Annotated in this window: 15 protein-coding genes and 1 tRNA gene; 6 read left to right on the forward strand and 10 right to left on the reverse strand. The window is 70.6% G+C overall.

Translation table 11 applies throughout. From position 1 onward, the window contains the following. Positions 1-30: 30 nt before the first annotated feature. Positions 31-900 (forward strand): fused MFS/spermidine synthase, encoded by an 870-nt coding sequence (locus tag OHT51_RS26720; protein ID WP_328881452.1) that lies wholly within the window; start codon positions 31-33, stop codon positions 898-900. A gap of 22 nt (positions 901-922) precedes the next feature. Here OHT51_RS26720 and OHT51_RS26725 read toward each other — a convergent pair whose 3' ends face one another. Next, positions 923-1,444 carry a hypothetical protein gene (locus tag OHT51_RS26725; RefSeq protein WP_328881453.1) on the reverse strand — a complete coding sequence of 174 codons (522 nt, stop codon included), beginning with the start codon at positions 1,442-1,444 and terminating at the stop codon, positions 923-925. A gap of 138 nt (positions 1,445-1,582) precedes the next feature. On the opposite strand from OHT51_RS26725, the gene OHT51_RS26730 reads away from it, so the two are divergent. The 3 genes from OHT51_RS26730 (at position 1,583) to OHT51_RS26740 (ending at position 5,247) form a co-directional block, all read left to right on the forward strand. Continuing rightward, on the forward strand, positions 1,583-2,272 hold the full coding sequence (locus tag OHT51_RS26730; RefSeq protein WP_328881454.1) for a response regulator transcription factor: 690 nt from the start codon (positions 1,583-1,585) through the stop codon (positions 2,270-2,272). Beyond that, on the forward strand, positions 2,269-3,672 hold the full coding sequence (locus OHT51_RS26735) for a sensor histidine kinase (protein ID WP_328881455.1): 1,404 nt from the start codon (positions 2,269-2,271) through the stop codon (positions 3,670-3,672). The genes OHT51_RS26730 and OHT51_RS26735 overlap by 4 nt, the downstream gene beginning before the upstream one ends. A 108-nt stretch (positions 3,673-3,780) precedes the next feature. Then, on the forward strand, positions 3,781-5,247 hold the full coding sequence (locus OHT51_RS26740; protein WP_328881456.1) for a glycoside hydrolase family 18 protein: 1,467 nt from the start codon (positions 3,781-3,783) through the stop codon (positions 5,245-5,247). Between the two features lie 78 nt (positions 5,248-5,325). Here OHT51_RS26740 and OHT51_RS26745 read toward each other — a convergent pair whose 3' ends face one another. From OHT51_RS26745 to OHT51_RS26760, 4 genes are all read right to left on the reverse strand, one after another. Then, a complete protein-coding gene (locus tag OHT51_RS26745; RefSeq protein ID WP_328884445.1) occupies positions 5,326-6,744 on the reverse strand; it encodes a GH1 family beta-glucosidase in 1,419 nt (472 codons plus the stop codon). Between the two features lie 206 nt (positions 6,745-6,950). After that, a complete protein-coding gene (locus tag OHT51_RS26750) occupies positions 6,951-7,853 on the reverse strand; it encodes a carbohydrate ABC transporter permease (protein ID WP_328881457.1) in 903 nt (300 codons plus the stop codon). Next, positions 7,850-8,878: a carbohydrate ABC transporter permease gene (locus OHT51_RS26755; protein ID WP_328881458.1), complete on the reverse strand. Its 1,029-nt coding sequence runs from the start codon at positions 8,876-8,878 to the stop codon at positions 7,850-7,852. The genes OHT51_RS26750 and OHT51_RS26755 overlap by 4 nt, the downstream gene beginning before the upstream one ends. Continuing rightward, positions 8,875-10,200, reverse strand: a complete 1,326-nt coding sequence (locus OHT51_RS26760; RefSeq protein WP_328881459.1) for an ABC transporter substrate-binding protein — start codon at positions 10,198-10,200, stop codon at positions 8,875-8,877. The genes OHT51_RS26755 and OHT51_RS26760 overlap by 4 nt, the downstream gene beginning before the upstream one ends. A gap of 347 nt (positions 10,201-10,547) precedes the next feature. Here OHT51_RS26760 and OHT51_RS26765 point away from each other — a divergent pair, with 347 nt between their 5' ends. Beyond that, a complete protein-coding gene (locus OHT51_RS26765) occupies positions 10,548-11,609 on the forward strand; it encodes a LacI family DNA-binding transcriptional regulator (RefSeq protein ID WP_328881460.1) in 1,062 nt (353 codons plus the stop codon). 58 nt (positions 11,610-11,667) lie between these two features. Here OHT51_RS26765 and OHT51_RS26770 read toward each other — a convergent pair whose 3' ends face one another. From OHT51_RS26770 to OHT51_RS26790, 5 genes are all read right to left on the reverse strand, one after another. After that, on the reverse strand, positions 11,668-12,168 hold the full coding sequence (locus tag OHT51_RS26770) for a GNAT family N-acetyltransferase (RefSeq protein WP_328884446.1): 501 nt from the start codon (positions 12,166-12,168) through the stop codon (positions 11,668-11,670). 131 nt (positions 12,169-12,299) lie between these two features. Beyond that, positions 12,300-12,372, reverse strand: a tRNA-His gene (locus OHT51_RS26775). A 127-nt stretch (positions 12,373-12,499) separates the two neighbouring features. Continuing rightward, on the reverse strand, positions 12,500-13,102 hold the full coding sequence (gene orn / locus OHT51_RS26780; RefSeq protein WP_328881461.1) for an oligoribonuclease: 603 nt from the start codon (positions 13,100-13,102) through the stop codon (positions 12,500-12,502). Positions 13,103-13,203: 101 nt separating this feature from the next. Then, complete coding sequence (locus OHT51_RS26785) at positions 13,204-14,433, reverse strand: GlxA family transcriptional regulator (RefSeq protein ID WP_328881462.1); 1,230 nt, start codon at positions 14,431-14,433, stop codon at positions 13,204-13,206. 377 nt (positions 14,434-14,810) lie between these two features. Then, entirely contained in the window at positions 14,811-15,128 is a 318-nt protein-coding gene (locus OHT51_RS26790) for a hypothetical protein (protein WP_328881463.1), read from the reverse strand. A 350-nt stretch (positions 15,129-15,478) separates the two neighbouring features. Here OHT51_RS26790 and OHT51_RS26795 point away from each other — a divergent pair, with 350 nt between their 5' ends. After that, positions 15,479-16,006, forward strand: coding sequence for a universal stress protein (locus tag OHT51_RS26795; protein ID WP_328881464.1), 528 nt, complete (start codon positions 15,479-15,481; stop codon positions 16,004-16,006). Positions 16,007-16,063 lie beyond the last annotated feature (57 nt).

Consider the following 16,063-nt stretch of genomic DNA (forward strand, 5'->3'; position numbering starts at 1 on the left):
GCACCGCCTCCCACTTGCGACAATGACCCAATGAGCAAGCCCAGGAAAGCCCGGCGCCGGTCGGCCGCAGTCGATGCCGTCGTCGAACGCGTCGACGGAGGGCTCGCCGAGCTGATACCTGACCCTGACCGTGCCCGGGCCTGGACGCTCCTCATCGACGGCGCTCCCCAGTCGCACGTCGACCTCGACGACCCCGCCTACCTCTCCTTCGAATACCAGCGCCGCCTCGGCCACGTCATCGACCTCGTGACCCCACCCGGCAAACCCGTGCAGGCCGTGCACCTCGGCGGTGGCGCCCTCACGCTCGCCCGCTACGTCGCCGCCACCCGCCCCCGCTCCACCCAGCAGGTCGTCGAGCGGGACGGCGCCCTCGTCCAACTGGTGAGGCGGGAGCTGCCGTTGGATCCGAACGCCCGGATCCGGGTGCGGTCGGTGGATGCCCGGGATGGGCTCGCCAAGGTGCCCGACGGGTGGGCCGACCTCGTCATCGCCGACGTGTTCAGCGGGGCCCGGACCCCCGCCCACCTGACCTCGACGGAGTTCCTCGACGACGTACGCAGGGCCTTGAGGCCCGGCGGCGTCTACACCGCCAACCTCGCCGACGGGCCGCCGCTCGCGCATCTGCGCGGCCAGATCGCCACCGCCGCCGCCCGGTTCGCCGAGTGCGCGCTGGTCGCCGACCCGACCGTGCTGCGCGGCAAACGCTTCGGCAACGCGGTTCTCGTCGCCGCCGACCGGCCCCTCCCGGTCGCCGAACTGACCCGCCTCGCCGCCTCCGACCCGCACCCTGGCCGGGTCGAACACGGCAGGTCCCTCACCGACTTCACCGGCGGTGCCGTAGCCGTCACCGACGTGGCGGCAGTCGCCTCACCGGCGCCGCCGGCCTCCGTCTTCCGATGAGCCGACGCAAGCGCGGTGGCGGTCAGTAGGTCCCGATCTCCACCCGCGGCGGCCCGTCGTGCCACGTGCAGAACACCGACACCCGGTCCGCGCCGGAGCCGAACTCCACCCGGATCCACGTCTCCGTCTTCCACACCTGCATCGACCAGCCCGCACCAGGGGTGGCCGAGACGAGCGTCGCGGAGGTCTCGCCGATGTCGAAGACCGCGCGGCCGCCGTCGGTGTCATAGCTCTTGACCTGGCCGGACGTGGTGGGGGAGGGGTTGGGGCTCTTCGGCGGCGTCTTCGACGGGGCCGGAGTGCGGGGCGTCCCGGCCGGCTTCGGCGAGGGACTGGTGGGAGCCTTCGAGGGGGTGGGCCGGTTCGTGGATGACGCCAGCGGCCTCGACTCCTGTGTCGTCCCGTCGGCCGCCGTGATGGGCAGGGCGCGCGGCCGGTCGTACACCGTGCCGGCCATCACCGTGTGGACACCCCACCACGACAGCGTGACCGCCGCGCCCGTGGCGAGCGACCAAGCCAGTACGTGTACGAGTCCTCTGCGCATCGCGGGCCATACTGCCTCACACGTCCCGGACGTGTCGCGCCGTTGCCCCACGGCGGCCATGGACGCCGAGTTGTCCACAGGAGGCGAGTTGTCCACAGGCCCGGACCGGGCTCGGGCGCATGGCGTACGGTGCGGCGCATGGCAAGTGTGCTCGTGGTCGAGGACGACCAGTTCGTGCGCTCGGCGCTGATCCGGCACCTGACCGACGCCACCCACACGGTGCGCAGCGTCGGCACGGCACTGGAGGCGCTGCGCGAGGTCGCCCATTTCCGCTTCGACGTCGTCATCCTGGACCTCGGTCTGCCCGATCTGGACGGCTCCGAGGCCCTGAAGATGCTGCGCGGCATCACGGACGTACCTGTGATCATCGCCACCGCACGGGACGACGAGGCGGAGATCGTCCGGCTGCTGAACGCAGGGGCGGACGACTATCTGACCAAGCCGTTCTCGGTGGAGCACCTGTCGGCCCGGATGTCCGCAGTGCTGCGCCGGGCCCGCTCCAGCGGCGGCGAGGCGGCCCCCTCCAGCGTGCTGCGCGTGGGCGGCCTGACCGTCGACCCACTGCGCCGCCAGGCCGAGTTGGACGGCGCGAGCCTCGACCTCACCCGCCGCGAGTTCGACCTGCTCGCCTTCCTGGCCGGACGGCCCGGGGTCGTCGTTCCGCGCAAGGAACTGCTCGCCGAGGTGTGGCAGCAGTCGTACGGCGACGACCAGACCATCGACGTCCATCTGTCCTGGTTGCGCCGCAAACTGGGCGAGACCGCCGCCAACCCGCGCTATCTGCACACCCTGCGCGGCGTCGGCGTGAAGCTGGAGCCGCCGCGATGAGATGGGCACTGGTCAAGGTCTGCCTGGCGGTCACCGTCATGGTCGTGGTCGCCTTCGCCGTCCCGCTCGGCCTGGTCATCAGGGAGATGGCCCGCGACCGCGCCTTCTCCAACGCCGAGCGGGAGGCCGCCGCCGTCGCCCCGGCGCTGTCCATCACCACCGACCGGGACCAGCTGGAGCGGGTCGTCGCCTCGGCCGGGTCGGACGCGGGCATGGCCGTGCACATACCGGCCTCCGGTGACGCGGCCGCCGTCGACCTCGGCCGGCAGCGCGCCGCCGCCGACGACATCGCGACCGTCCGACGGCTGGGCCGCGCCTCGACCACCGAGGTCGCGGGCGGGTCCACGCTGCTCCAGCCGGTCGCGCTGAGCTCCGGCGAGATCGCCGTCGTCGAGGTGTACGTCCCCGAGGCGGAGGTCACCAACGGCCTCACCACGGCCTGGGCCGTGCTCGCCGCAGTCGGCCTCGCCCTGATCGTCGGGTCGGTCGCAGTCGCCGACCGGCTCGGCGTACGGATGGTGCGGCCCGCGCAGCGACTGGTCGAGGGCGCGCACGAGCTGGGGGAGGGCAAGCTGGGCGCCCGGGTGCCGGAGGAGGGGCCGAACGAACTGCGGCTGGCGGCCGTCGCGTTCAACTCGATGGCCGACCAGGTCGTACAACTCCTCGCGAACGAGCGTGAGCTGGCGGCCGACCTGTCCCATCGCCTGCGGACCCCGCTGACGGTGCTGCGGCTGAACGCGGCCTCGCTCGGGGACGGTCCGGCCGCCGAGCAGACCCGGGCCGCCGTCGCCCAACTGGAGCGCGAGGTCGACACGATCATCCGTACGGCCCGGGAGGCCAAGCCGCAGACGGTGGCGGCGGGCCCGGGCGCCGGGTGCGACGCGGCCGAGGTGGTGCGCGAGCGCATGGCGTTCTGGTCGGCGCTGGCGGAGGACGAGGGCCGCAAAGTGCGGGTGGCGGGCGTGGACCGGCCGGTGCGGATACCCGTGGCCCGGGCGGATCTGGCGGCCGCGCTGGACGCCCTGCTCGGCAACGTCTTCCGGCATACGGCCGAGGGCACCGCGTTCGCGGTGGACGTGCACAACGGCGAGGACGCGGTGATCGTGCTCGTCTCCGACGCGGGGCCCGGCATAACCGACCCCGAGGCGGCGATGGCGCGCGGGCGGGGCTCGGGCAGCGCCGGGTCGACCGGCCTCGGGCTGGACATCGTGCGGCAGCTCGCGGAGTCGACGGGCGGGGACGTACGGATCGGGTCGTCGGTGCTCGGCGGGACCGAGGTGCGGATCTGGATCCAGCTGGACGCGCGGGCGCCGGTGCGCAGGGGCCACCGGGGTTCGGTACGCCGTCGCCGGCCGGGCAGATTGGTCTCGACCTTTAACCGCCCCCGATCCCTTCCTTAAGCGCACCCTAAGGTCCCCAACCCTCGCCCGGATCAGGCTTTTTGCCCGATTCGAGATCGCTAGCGTGCTGCCGCACCCCCCACCCCGAACAGCAAAGGCAGACACGCGATGAGCACCCACCGGCGCAAGGTCAGCGGCAGGAACAAAGCGATCGGCGGTCTCGTCGCCGCGGCCGTGGTCGGCGGCGCCGCGCTCGTGTTCACCGGCACCGCGCAGGCGGCCGGGGTCGGAGCGGCGTACACGAAGACCAGCGACTGGTCGACGGGTTACACCGCGCAGTACGTCGTCACGAACAACAGCGGTCAGGCGCAGCAGGACTGGAAGCTGGAGTTCGACCTGCCGTCGGGCTCGAAGCTGAGCTCGCTGTGGAACGCCGAGTCGAGCGTGAGCGGGCAGCACGTCACCGCGACGCCGCCGAAGTGGGACAAGGACGGGCTGGCCGCCGGCGAGTCGGTGACGGTCGGCTTCGTCGTCAACGGCACGGGCGCTCCGGCGGGCTGTCTGATCGACGACGCGAAGTGCTCCGCGGACGACAGTGCGACACCCGAGCCGAGCGGCCGCCCGACGGCCACCGAATCCGCCCCGCCGAAGCCGACGGCCACCCCCACCCAGTCCGCGCCCCCCACGCAGTCCGCGACCCCCACCGCCAAGCCCTCGCAGACCCCCGGCTCCGGAACCGCCGCCACCGCCGGCTTCGCCCCGTACATCGACACCTCCCTCTACCCGGCCTTCGACATGGTCGCGAGCGCGGCGGCGACCGGCGTGAAGGACTACAACCTCGCCTTCGTCACCGACGGCGGCGGCTGCACCCCGAAGTGGGGCGGCGTCACCGACCTCGGCACCGACGCGGTGGCCGCGCAGATCGGTGACCTGCGCGCCAAGGGCGGCGACGTCCGCGTCTCCTTCGGCGGCGCCGCAGGCAGCGAGCTGGCGACGACCTGCTCCTCGGCGGACGCGCTGGCGGCGGCGTACGAGAAGGTCGTGAGCGCGTACAAGCTGACCAAGGTCGACTTCGACGTCGAGGGCGGCGCGCTGCCGGACAAGGCGGCCAACACCCGCCGCGCCCAGGCGATAGCCGAGCTCCAGGCGGACCACCCCGACCTGGACGTCTCCTTCACCCTTCCCGTGATGCCCGAGGGCCTGACGCAGCCCGGCGTCGACCTCCTCGCCGACGCCAAGAAGAACGGTGTGCAGATCGACACCGTCAACATCATGGCGATGGACTACGGCCCCGCGTACAGCGACGACATGGGCACCTACGCCGAGCAGGCGGCCACCGCCACCCAGGCCCAGGTCAAGAGCGTGCTCGGGCTCTCCGACAGCGCGGCCTGGAAGACGGTCGCCGTCACCCCGATGATCGGCGTCAACGACGTCGTCACCGAGATCTTCAAGGTCGAGGACGCCACCCAGCTGGTGAACTTCGCCAAGTCCAAGGGCCTCGGCTGGCTGTCCATGTGGTCGGCGACCCGCGACAAGCAGTGCGCGGGCGGCGAGAAGCCGGCGGCGGACGCGACGTGCAGCTCGATCCTCCAGGAGAAGTTCGCGTTCTCGAAGGCGTTCGCGGCCTACAACTGACCCACCCACCGGATCCATCGAGCCCACGGGGGCGTGCCCCGGCCGGTCTTCCCCCCCATCCGGCCGGGGCCGATCCGTCTAGATCTCCGGTTCCACCGCCGGCAACGTCCCCGTCCGAGCCGCCTCCCCGTACCAGTACGCACTGGACTTCGGCGTCCGGGCGAGCGTCGAGTAGTCGACGTACACCGCCCCGAATCGCTTGCTGTACCCGTACGCCCACTCGAAGTTGTCCATCAGGGACCACAGGTAGTAGCCCCGGACGTCGGCGCCGTCGGCGATCGCGCGGCGGACCGCGGAGAGGTGGCCGTGGAGGTAGGCGATGCGCTCGGGGTCGTGGACGCGGCCGTCGGGGTCGGGCTTGTCGTCGTAGGCCGCGCCGTTCTCGGTGATGTAGAGGGGCAGGCCCGGAGCCTCCCGGGAGTAGCGCATGATCAGCTCGTGCAGGCCGGTCGGGTCGATGGTCCAGCCCATCTCCGTGCGCTCACCCGGGGTCTGGTGGAACAGCACGTCGTCCGCGCCCGGCCATGGCGAGTGCTCGCTCGCCCCGTGGCCGTCCGCCCGCGGGCCGCTGACGTCCGTCTCGGCCGCCGACACCAGCGCCGGGGTGTAGTAGTTCAGGCCCAGGGCGTCCAGCGGCTGGTTGATCGCCGCGAGGTCGCCGTCGAGGACGTACGACCAGTCCGTCACGGGCTCCGTCGCCGCGTAGAGCGTCTCGGGGTAGACGCCGTGCAGGATGGGGCCGTGGAAGATCCCGTTGGCCAGGTCCTCGATCTTCCGGGCCGCCACCAGGTCCGCCGGGTCCTGCGAAAGCGGCCGGACCACCGAGGAGTTGAGGCTGAGCGCCACCGAGTTGCGGGCCGGCATCACCGAGCGCAGGGCCGAGGTGCTCAGGCCGTGCGCGAGGTTGAGGTGGTGGGCCGCCCGCAGCGAGGCCGCAGGTTCCGTACGGCCCGGTGCGTGCACGCCCGACCCGTAGCCCAGGAACGCGCTGCACCACGGCTCGTTCAGCGTGATCCACTGCTCCACGCGGTCGCCGAGCGCCTCGCCGACGATCTTCGCGTACTCGGCGAACCGGTACGCCGTGTCGCGCTCCGGCCAGCCGCCCGCGTCCTCCAGCTCCTGCGGCAGGTCCCAGTGGTAGAGGGTGACGGCCGGCTTGATGCCGTGCGCGAGCAACTCGTCCACCAGCCGACGGTAGAAGTCCAGGCCCCGCTGGACCGCCGGCCCGCGGCCCGTGGGCTGCACGCGCGACCAGGAGATCGAGAAGCGGTACGCGGTGAGGCCGAGCTCGGCCATCAGCGCCACGTCGTCGCGGTAGCGGTGGTAGTGGTCGACAGCGATGTCACCGTGCTCGCCACCGGCGGTGCGCCCCGGCGTGTGACTGAAGGTGTCCCAGATCGACGGGGTACGGCCGTCCTCGCGCACCGCCCCCTCGATCTGGTACGCGGACGTCGCGGCGCCCCAGAGGAAGGCGGGCGGAAACGACACGGAGGTCATGGGCTCAGGCATGGAAGCGCTCCCATAGGGGGTCGTGGAGACCGACGGGTAGGAGGGGAGGGGGACGACGGGATACGGCGATCAGGAGCTGGATACGGGGATCAGGGAATGCGGGGATGAGGGACCGAGGGGATGAGGGATGAGGGGCCGAGGCGGCAATGACCCGGCCCCCGGGAGACGTACTGGAAGGGCGATATGGCCGCAGGTCAGCCCTTGATCGCGCCCTGCATGATGCCGCCCACGATCTGCTTCCCGAACAGCAGGAAGGCGATCAGCAGCGGCAGCGTGCCGAGCAGGGCGCCCGCCATGATCACCGCCTGGTCGGGAACGTAACCGGTGCCGAGCGAGTTGAGGGCGACCTGCACGGTCGGGTTCTCCTGGTTCAGGGCGATGATCGGCCACAGGAAGTCGTTCCAGGCGAACACGAAGGTCAGCAGGCCGAGGACGGCCATCGCGGGCCGGGCGGCCGGGAACACCACATGCCAGACGACCCGCAGACTGCTCGCGCCGTCCACCCGCGCCGCCTCGATCAGCTCGCTCGGCAGCGCCTGCACCAGGTACTGCCGCATGAAGAACGTACCGAAGGCCGTGCACAGCGTCGGCAGGATGACCGTCTGCAGCTGGTTCGACCAGCCGAGGTCCGCCATCCACAGATACAGGGGTACGACCGCCAGCTGCGGCGGGATCATCATCGTGAAGATCGTCAGCAGCAGCAGGACCCCGGAGAACCGGAAGCGCAGCTTGGCGAAGGCGAAACCGGCCAGCGTGGCGAACAGCACCGTGCTGATGGTGATCGTGCCGGCGACGAACATGGTGTTGAACATCGCCTTTCCGAGCCCGGCCTCCTCCCACGCCCGGTCCATGTTCTTGAACAGGTTCCCGCCGAACCACAGCGGCGGCGGCGTCTCCGCGAGCCGCCGGTCCGTGCGCGAGGCCGCGATCGCCGTCCACACCAGCGGGGCCAGTGAGACGAGTGCGAAGACGGCCAGGACGACATAGGTGAGCGGGCCGGCGTGCAACTGCTTGCCCGCGCCCATCACGCGAGAGCGCCGGGGCTGCCGTACCTTCTGGGCCGGGATCTGAGGAGTCGTCAGTTCACTTGTTGTCATTGGGACTTCCTCAGCCGTCGGGACACCAGCAGTTGGATCACGGCGACGATCAGCAGGATCAGGAACATCGACCAGGCGATCGCGGACGCCTTGCCGAGGTTGCCGATGATCCAGCCCTGGTCGTACATGTACAGACCGAGCGTCTGGTACTGGTGCTCGGAGCCGCCCTTCGAGCCGCTCACCCCGCCGAACAGCAGGGGCTCGCCGAAGAGCTGGGTCGCGCCGATCGTCGAGACGACGACCGTGAACAGGATCGTCGGCCGCAGCTGCGGGATCGTCACATGGATGAACTGCTGCCAGCGGTTGGCGCCGTCGATGGCGGCCGACTCGTACAGGTCGGCCGGGATCGCCTGCATGGCGGCGAGGTAGATCAGCGCGTTGTAGCCGGTCCAGCGCCAGATCACGATCGACGAGACCGCGAACTGCGAACCCCAGTCGGACTCACGCCAGTTGACCGGGTCGATGCCGACGAACTCCAGCAGCCAGTTGATCATGCCGCCGTCCCAGGAGTACAGCAGCACGAACACCAGCGTCGCCGCCGCCACCGACGTGGCGTAGGGGGTGAGCATCACGACCCGCCACACGGTCGAGCCGCGCAGCTTGTAGTTGAGCAGGTGCGCCAGGCCGATCGCCATCAGCAGCTGGGGCACCGTGGAGATCACGCCGATGGTGAAGGTGTTCCACAGCGCGTTCCAGAAGAAGTCCGAGGACAGCAGGTTCTGGTAGTTGTCCAGGCCGGCCCAGGTCTGGCCGTCCAGGTTCGCCAGCTGCACGTTGTGCAGCGAATACCAGGCCGTGTAGAGGAGCGGGATCAGCGAGAACGCCCCGAAGACGATGAAGAAGGGGGCGATGAACGCGTACGGCGACGCCTTCATGTCCCAGCGGTACAGCCGGCTCCGCCAGGAACTGCTCCCCGGCGGCGGCGTACCGCGACCGTGCGCGCGGCCGGCCGCGCCCGGCTGGTCACCGGGCGCGGCGTCGGCGCTCGACGCGGGGTGCGCGAGGGCCTCTTTGGAGCTGGTCACTGGCCGAGCACGTCCTTGATCTCCGCGGTGGCCGCGTCCCAGCCCTCGTCGGCGGACTTGCCCTTCTGCTCGACCTGAAGGATGCCGATGTCGGTGATCGCGGTGCCGATCGGCTGGTCCTTCGCGCCCAGGTACTGGGTCGGAATGGTCTCGGCGGAGGCGGAGAAGATCTCGGTGATCGGTGCGTCAGAGAAGTACGCCTGCGTCGCGGTCGCCGGCTTCAGACCGGAGTACGCCGACGGGGTCGACGGGAAGCTGGCCTGCTTGGCGAAGACCTTCGCCTGCTGCTCGGGCGCGGTCAGCCACTTCGCCAGCTTGATGGCCTCCTTCTGGTTCTTGCTCGCCGTCGGCACGCCGACGAACGAACCGCCCCAGTTGGCCGCGGTCGGCGCCGCCGCCACGTCCCACTTGCCCTTGCCCGCGTCACCGGACTTCTCCTGGATGTAGCCGATCATCCAGGCCGGGCAGGCCACGGTGGCGAAGGTGCCGTTGGCGTAGCCCTGGTCCCACGGCTTGTCGAACTGCTTCAGCTTCGCCGACATGTCGCTGGTCGCGACCTCCATGGCGACGTTCCAGGCCTTCTTCACACCCGCGGACTTGTCCCAGACGACGTTGCCGTCCTTGTCGTAGTACCGCTCGACCTCGCCGCCGAGGGCCGCGTTGTAGACGGAGGAGGCGGAGTCCACGAACTTGGTGCCGCTGGGCGCCTTCTTCATGTAGTCCTTGCCGAGGTCGACGTACTTGCCCCAGTCGCCCTTCCACTGCTCGGCGAGCTTGGCGCGGTCGGTCTCCAGGCCGGCCTTCTCGAACAGGTCCTTGCGGTAGCAGATCGCCATGGGCCCGATGTCCGTCCCGAGCCCGATCAGCTTGCCGTCCTTGGTGGTGGCCTGCGCGTTCTTCCAGTCCAGCCACTGGGACTTGTCGGCCTCCTTGCCGAGGTCGACGAACTTGTCGGCCTGCGTCTGCACGGCCTCGGTGATGTTGCCGACCTCGATCGCCTGGATGTCGTCGGTGCCGGAACCGGCCTGGAGGCGCGTCAGGGTCTTGGGCCAGTAGACGTCGGTTCGGGTGGTGACGTTCTCCTTGATGGTGATGTCGGGGTTGAGCTTCATGTACTCGTCGTAGAGACCGGCCTGCTTGTAGCCGAAGACACCGAAGGTGCCGATGGTGAGCGTGGTCTTGCCGCCCCCGCCGTTGCCTCCGCCCTCGCCCGAAGAGCCGTCGTCCGAGTCCTCGGCGCAGCCGGCGAGCAGCCCTGTCGTCAGCGCGGCTGCGACCGCGAGGGTCATCAGCCGGCGGGACCCGCGGGTACTCGTGCGCATTGCGTCCTCCTGTTGCCTGACGTGCCGACCCCCCGGCCAACGGCATTGTTGGGCCCGTTAGTTCGTCATCTTGCGTCGCTGCGGCTCGGGCGGGGAACGTGCGGGATGTGTATGTGTCAGGTACTGTGGGAGCGCTCCCACAGGTGATGTGTTGAAGGGTCGTCGGTCCGGGCGGGGGTGTCAAGGGAGCGGACGCGGAGTTCTGCGTTCAGTTATCGGGCCGTTAACTGGACCGAGTTGAGCCCGTCCGGGGTCTGAGGGTGCCGGCCCTCAGCAACGGTCACTCTCCCTGGCAGGACTGTTAAATTCCAGGCCGGCGCAAAGACAACGGCGGGAAGGCGGAGCCCATGGCAACCCACGGAGCGCGGGGCCGGAGCGGCGGGCGGCCCACCCTCGAAGAGGTGGCGGCCCGCGCAGGGGTGGGCCGCGGCACCGTCTCCCGCGTGATCAACGGCTCGCCCCGGGTCAGCGACGCAACCCGCGCGGCGGTGGAAGCGGCGGTGGCGGAACTCGGCTACGTCCCCAACACGGCGGCCCGCGCCCTGGCCGCGAACCGCACCGACGCGATCGCCCTGGTCGTGCCCGAGCCGGAGACCCGCTTCTTCGCGGAACCGTACTTCTCGGACATGCTGAAGGGCGTCGGCGCCGAACTCTCCGACACCGAGATGCAGTTGCTGCTGATCTTCGCGGGCAGCGACAAGGAGCGCCGCCGCCTGGCCCAGTACCTGGCGGCACACCGCGTCGACGGCGTCCTGCTGGTCTCGGTGCACGCGGACGACCCGCTGCCGGACCTGCTGGCCCAGCTGGAGATCCCGGCGGTGATCAGCGGCCCGCGCTCGGCCGCCGAGACCCTGACGTCGGTGGACTCGGACAACTACGGCGGCGCCCGCTCGGCCGTCGAGCACCTGGTGGCCCACGGCCGCACCCGGATCGCCCACATCACCGGCCGCCTCGACGTCTACGGCGCCCAGCGCCGCGTCGACGGCTACCGCGACGCCCTGCGGGACGTGGGCGTGGGGTCCGGCGTGGACGAGCAGCTGATCGAGCCGGGGGACTTCACGGAGGAGGGCGGCCGGCGCGCGATGGAGGCCCTTCTCGCGCGCTGCCCCGACCTGGACGCGGTCTTCGCGGGGTCGGACGTGACGGCGGCGGGCGCCCGCCAGGCCCTGCGCGAGGTGGGCCGCCGTATCCCCGACGACGTGGCCCTCGTCGGCTACGACGACTCCGCCATCGCCCGCCACATGGACCCGCCCCTCACCAGCGTCCGCCAGCCCATCGAGGAGATGGGCCGCCGCATGATCGACCTCCTCCTCACCGAGATCGCGGACCGCCGGCCGGCGGTGTCACGGGGGTTGGAGAGGAGGCAGGTGGTGCTGGCCACGGAGCTGGTGGAGCGGGCGTCGTCGTAGCGGCGTTTCGGGCGTGTGGTGATGTCACGGGCGCGGTGACGTCAGGGGTGTGGTGATCTCAGGGGCGTAGCACCCGTCGCCATCTCGTCTCGCCGTCCTGCTCCTCGTCCGTCGGAAGCAGCCCCGCGGCCCTGGCCACGGCGGTGGAGGCGAGGTGGTCGGGGTGGATGTGGGCCACCACGGTGCGGACCGGAGGCAGGGCGGCCTGCGCGGAACGCACGGCGGCCCGCTGCCGTAGCCATGCCACCAGCCCTTGCGCCGCCTCGCGGGCGTATCCGCGTCCCTGCCACCGGGTGCCCACCACCCAGGCGATCTCCGCGGTCGTATCGCTGATCGTGGCCTGGACCGTGCCGATGAGACGGGAGTCCGTGCGCAGGCGCAGGACCCAGTTGCACCACATGACGGACGGGTCCGGGGAGCCGGCGACCAGGCGTTCGTACCGGGTGCGCAGGGCTTCGGCGGAGAGGGGCGAGCCGCCGATGAAGGTGTGCAGTGCCGGGTCGGACAGGGCCGGGGCCATTTCCGCCGCGTGGTCGGCCCGGAGGGGGAGGAGATCCATGCGGGGCGTGCGGATCGGTTCGGTCAGCACGGGGGTCCTCTCAACTCGCCTCAGCGTGCCGGGTCCTGTCGGTGCCGCAGAACGCGATCAGCCGGTGACCTCTGTGTCGAGGTCACCGGCTGACTGCTCAGGGTGAGTGACGGGACTCGAACCCGCGGCATCCTGGACCACAACCAGGTGCTCTACCAGCTGAGCTACACCCACCATGACCGGCGATGTCTTCCGTGGAATCCCCGACCGGCCGAGAAAAAGTGTACAGGGTCCGAAGGGGTGCTCGCGCACAGCTTTTCGCGGTGGCCCCGAGCGGCCCCCTCGTACCCCTCCCGGACCGCTACTGAGCAGGCAGAACGTGCTTCGCGGCGATCGACTTCGCGGTGTCCGAGTCCGGGCCGGGCTGCGGTACGAAGACGGCCTCGCGGTAGTAGCGGAGTTCGGCGATCGACTCGCGGATGTCGGCGAGGGCGCGGTGGTTGCCGTTCTTCTCGGGGCTGTTGAAGTAGGCGCGCGGGTACCAGCGGCGGGCCAGCTCCTTGACCGACGAGACGTCGACGATCCGGTAGTGGAGGTAGTCCTCCAGCGTCGGCATGTCGCGCAGCAGGAAGCCGCGGTCGGTGCCGACGGAGTTGCCGCACAGCGGGGCCTTGCCGGGTTCCTTCACGTGCTCGCGTACATAGGTCAGGACCTGCTCCTCGGCCTCCGCCAGCGTCGTGCCGCCGGCGAGTTCGTCGAGCAGTCCGGACGCGGTGTGCATCTGACGCACCACCTCCGGCATCGTCTCCAGCGCCGCGTCCGGCGGACGGATGACGATGTCCACGCCCTCGCCGAGGACGTTCAGCTCGGAGTCGGTGACGAGGGCGGCAACCTCGATGAGCGCGTCGTCGGACAGCGAGAGGCCGGTCATCTCGCAGTCGATCCACACCATGCGATCGTTCATGCGACCACCCTAAGGCTGACGTCCGTCTTTGGGTGCCCCGCGTCGCAGTGGGCGTGCACGAACGCCGGGCGGGCTGAGATGCCCGCCCGGCGTTCATGAGGTCACGCTCCGCTGCGCTGCCCCGGCAGGGTCGCCCGGCCTCCGATGTACAGCTCCCGCCCGTTCTCCGAGGGCGCGGGCGGGCCCACGGGCGCCGGGGTGCGGCGCGTCTGGGGCGGGACCGGGCCGCCCTCCGCGTACGGGCTGGGCGGGGGGCCCGAGGGCATGGCGCCCGGACCGACCGTGGGCTCCGAGTCCGTCGGCCGGTCGCCCTGCGGACGGCGCGCACGGTACGCCGCCCGGTACGCGGCCGGAGACGAGCCGAGCTGCCGGCGGAAGTGGCCGCGCAGTGCCACCGGGGAGCGGAAGCCGCAGCGGCCCGCCACCTCGTCCACCGAGTAGTCCGACGTCTCCAGCAGCCGCTGCGCCTGCAGCACCCGCTGGGTGATCAGCCACTGCAGCGGGGCGCTCCCGGTGAGGGAGCGGAAGCGGCGGTCGAAGGTGCGGCGGCTCATGTACGCGCGTGCCGCCAGCGTCTCGACGTCGAACTGTTCGTGCAGGTGCTCCAGCGCCCAGGCGACGACCTCGGCCAGCGGGTCGGCGCCGATCTCCTCTGGTAAAGATCGATCGAGGTAGCGCTCCTGACCGCCGGTCCGGCGCGGTGGGACCACCAGGCGGCGGGCCAGAGCCCCGGCCGCCTCGTTGCCGTGGTCCGTCCGCACGATGTGGAGACAGAGGTCGATGCCGGCCGCCGTACCCGCCGACGTCAGCACATCGCCGTCGTCCACGAAGAGTTCTCGCGGATCCACATGCACCGACGGATAGCGCTTGGCCAGCGTCGGTGCGTACATCCAGTGTGTCGTCGCGGGGCGGCCGTCCAACAGGCCCGCCGCGGCGAGGACGAAGGCGCCGGTGCACAGTCCGACTATCCGGGCGCCTTCCTCGTGCGCCCGACGCAGAGCGTCGAGCGCATCCTCGGGCGGTGGCGAAGTGATCGAGCGCCAGGCCGGTACTACGACCGTGCCCGCCCTCGAGATCGCCTCCAGGCCATGTGGTGCGGTGAGTTCCAGGCCCCCTGTGGTCCGCAGAGGGCCTTCCTCGCCGCCGCACACGAGCAAGCGGTAGCGCGGCACGCCGGCGTCCTGGCGGTCTATCCCGAACACCGACAGCGGTATGGAACTCTCGAAGATGGGGCCGCCGCTGAACAGCAGCACCGCGACGATCTCCTTGCGGCGTCGCCCGGAAAGCTTCCGGGCCGCGGCTTCCGGCGCGGCAGTGGAGTCGTGGCTCATACTGCTAAGCCCCCCTCGGTGGTCGCGGCTCCTCGGTTGTGTCGCTCCTGCACGTTTCCCCTTGGTCCTGCACGAGTCCCCCGCCGTAGACAGTCAAGATCGAATCTACTGTGTCGCGTCACGCCTGAGTGGCCGGTTCGGCACTCGGTAGATTGTCGACTTGGCAACTTGGCGTGAAGCATTCGATCACGAAGCGTTGCACTCCCGGGCCGTGCAGGGAAGTGCGCCTTGTCGCAGTGGCCAATCCACGTAGGGTGCGCGGGGCCCCTGAGGCCCTTTCCGTGCAGGTGGAACGGGGGTTGGGAGGTGTTCTGGGCGGGGGATGCATGCGCGCCAGAAGTTGGCTGAAAAGCAGCGTGCCCGTGCGCGGAAACCGGTCAACCGACCGGTGTATTTCCCCCAGTGTGACGTCCGCCTCTATGAGCCCCTGTTCCGGTCCTGTGGTGACGTCCGCGGCGCCGGGGCGTCGGGCCGAACTGCTCCCCGGCCTTCAGGCGGGCCGCGCCGCGTTCCGACTGGCGCAGCAGCAGGCGGCACACGGCCGTCACGGCGGCCAGCCCGAAGGCCGTGCCGGCGGCGCCGGCGAGCGAGGTGCCGTACCAGAGGAGCACCACAGGGACGAGGACGCAGCTGAAGGCCGCCCAGCGGACCACGTCGGTGACGCTGTCCTCGGTGGGTGTGCGGGGTGCGGACATTGGGTGCGTGCTCCCTGGGCTCCCTGGGTGGTGGCTCGTGGTGATCAACGCATGGTCGAGCGGTCGGTAACTGGTACGCGGCCGTCATGACCTCCCGACGCGGGTGAACCCTGTGCAAACCGCCTGTACACCGCAGCAACCATTGCGTGACGGGCGCCCCCTCGTGCATGCTCCCTGGAACCCGCAACGACCGAGAGCGGGGATCTGGGCGAAGGAGGCGTGCCGCCGTACCCTTGGGGTATGGGGTTGGGAAGACCATTCCCGGACACAGCTCCGCCGCAGACTGCTGGATCCGTCAGCGAGCTCCGCTCGCGGGCCCACCCATAAAGGATCAATACGCCGAGACAGCCATGGCCGGTCACGAATTCTTCGAACCCGCGGACCGCAAGCGGCCCGTCGCCGACCCCACGGCGGCCGAGCCCCTGGCGGCGGAACAGCCACGCCATTCCTGCGACCCCGCTTTCAAGCACGGCGTCGTCGTCGGCTTCGACGGCTCCACGTCCAGTGAGCGCGCCCTGGCGTACGCCATCGGTATGGCTCATCGCTCCGGGTCGGGCCTGATCATCGTCCACGTCGCCAACCGGCTGCCCACCACGGTGTGGGCGGGCTGCGAGCCGCCGGTCTTCGTCGACGTGCCGGACCACCGCACCGAGGTGCTCGGCCTCGAACTCGCCTGCGCGGAGTATCTCGCCGAGGTGCCCTGGATCCTCGTCGAGCGCGGCGGAGACATCTGCCACGAACTCGAAGAGGTCGGGCGGGAGTACGAGGCGGACGCGATCGTCGTCGGTTCCACGCACGGCATCGTCGGACGGATCTTCGGCTCCGTCGCCGGGCGGCTCGCCAAGCGGGCCAAGCGTCCCGTCGTTGTCATTCCGTAACTCGCCGTTGTCCCATGTGAGATGAGCCGTTCGGGACGTCGCCCCCCTTCTTGCAAT

The sequence above is a fragment of the Streptomyces sp. NBC_00299 genome, assembly GCF_036173045.1.
Lineage (GTDB): Bacteria > Actinomycetota > Actinomycetes > Streptomycetales > Streptomycetaceae > Streptomyces > Streptomyces machairae.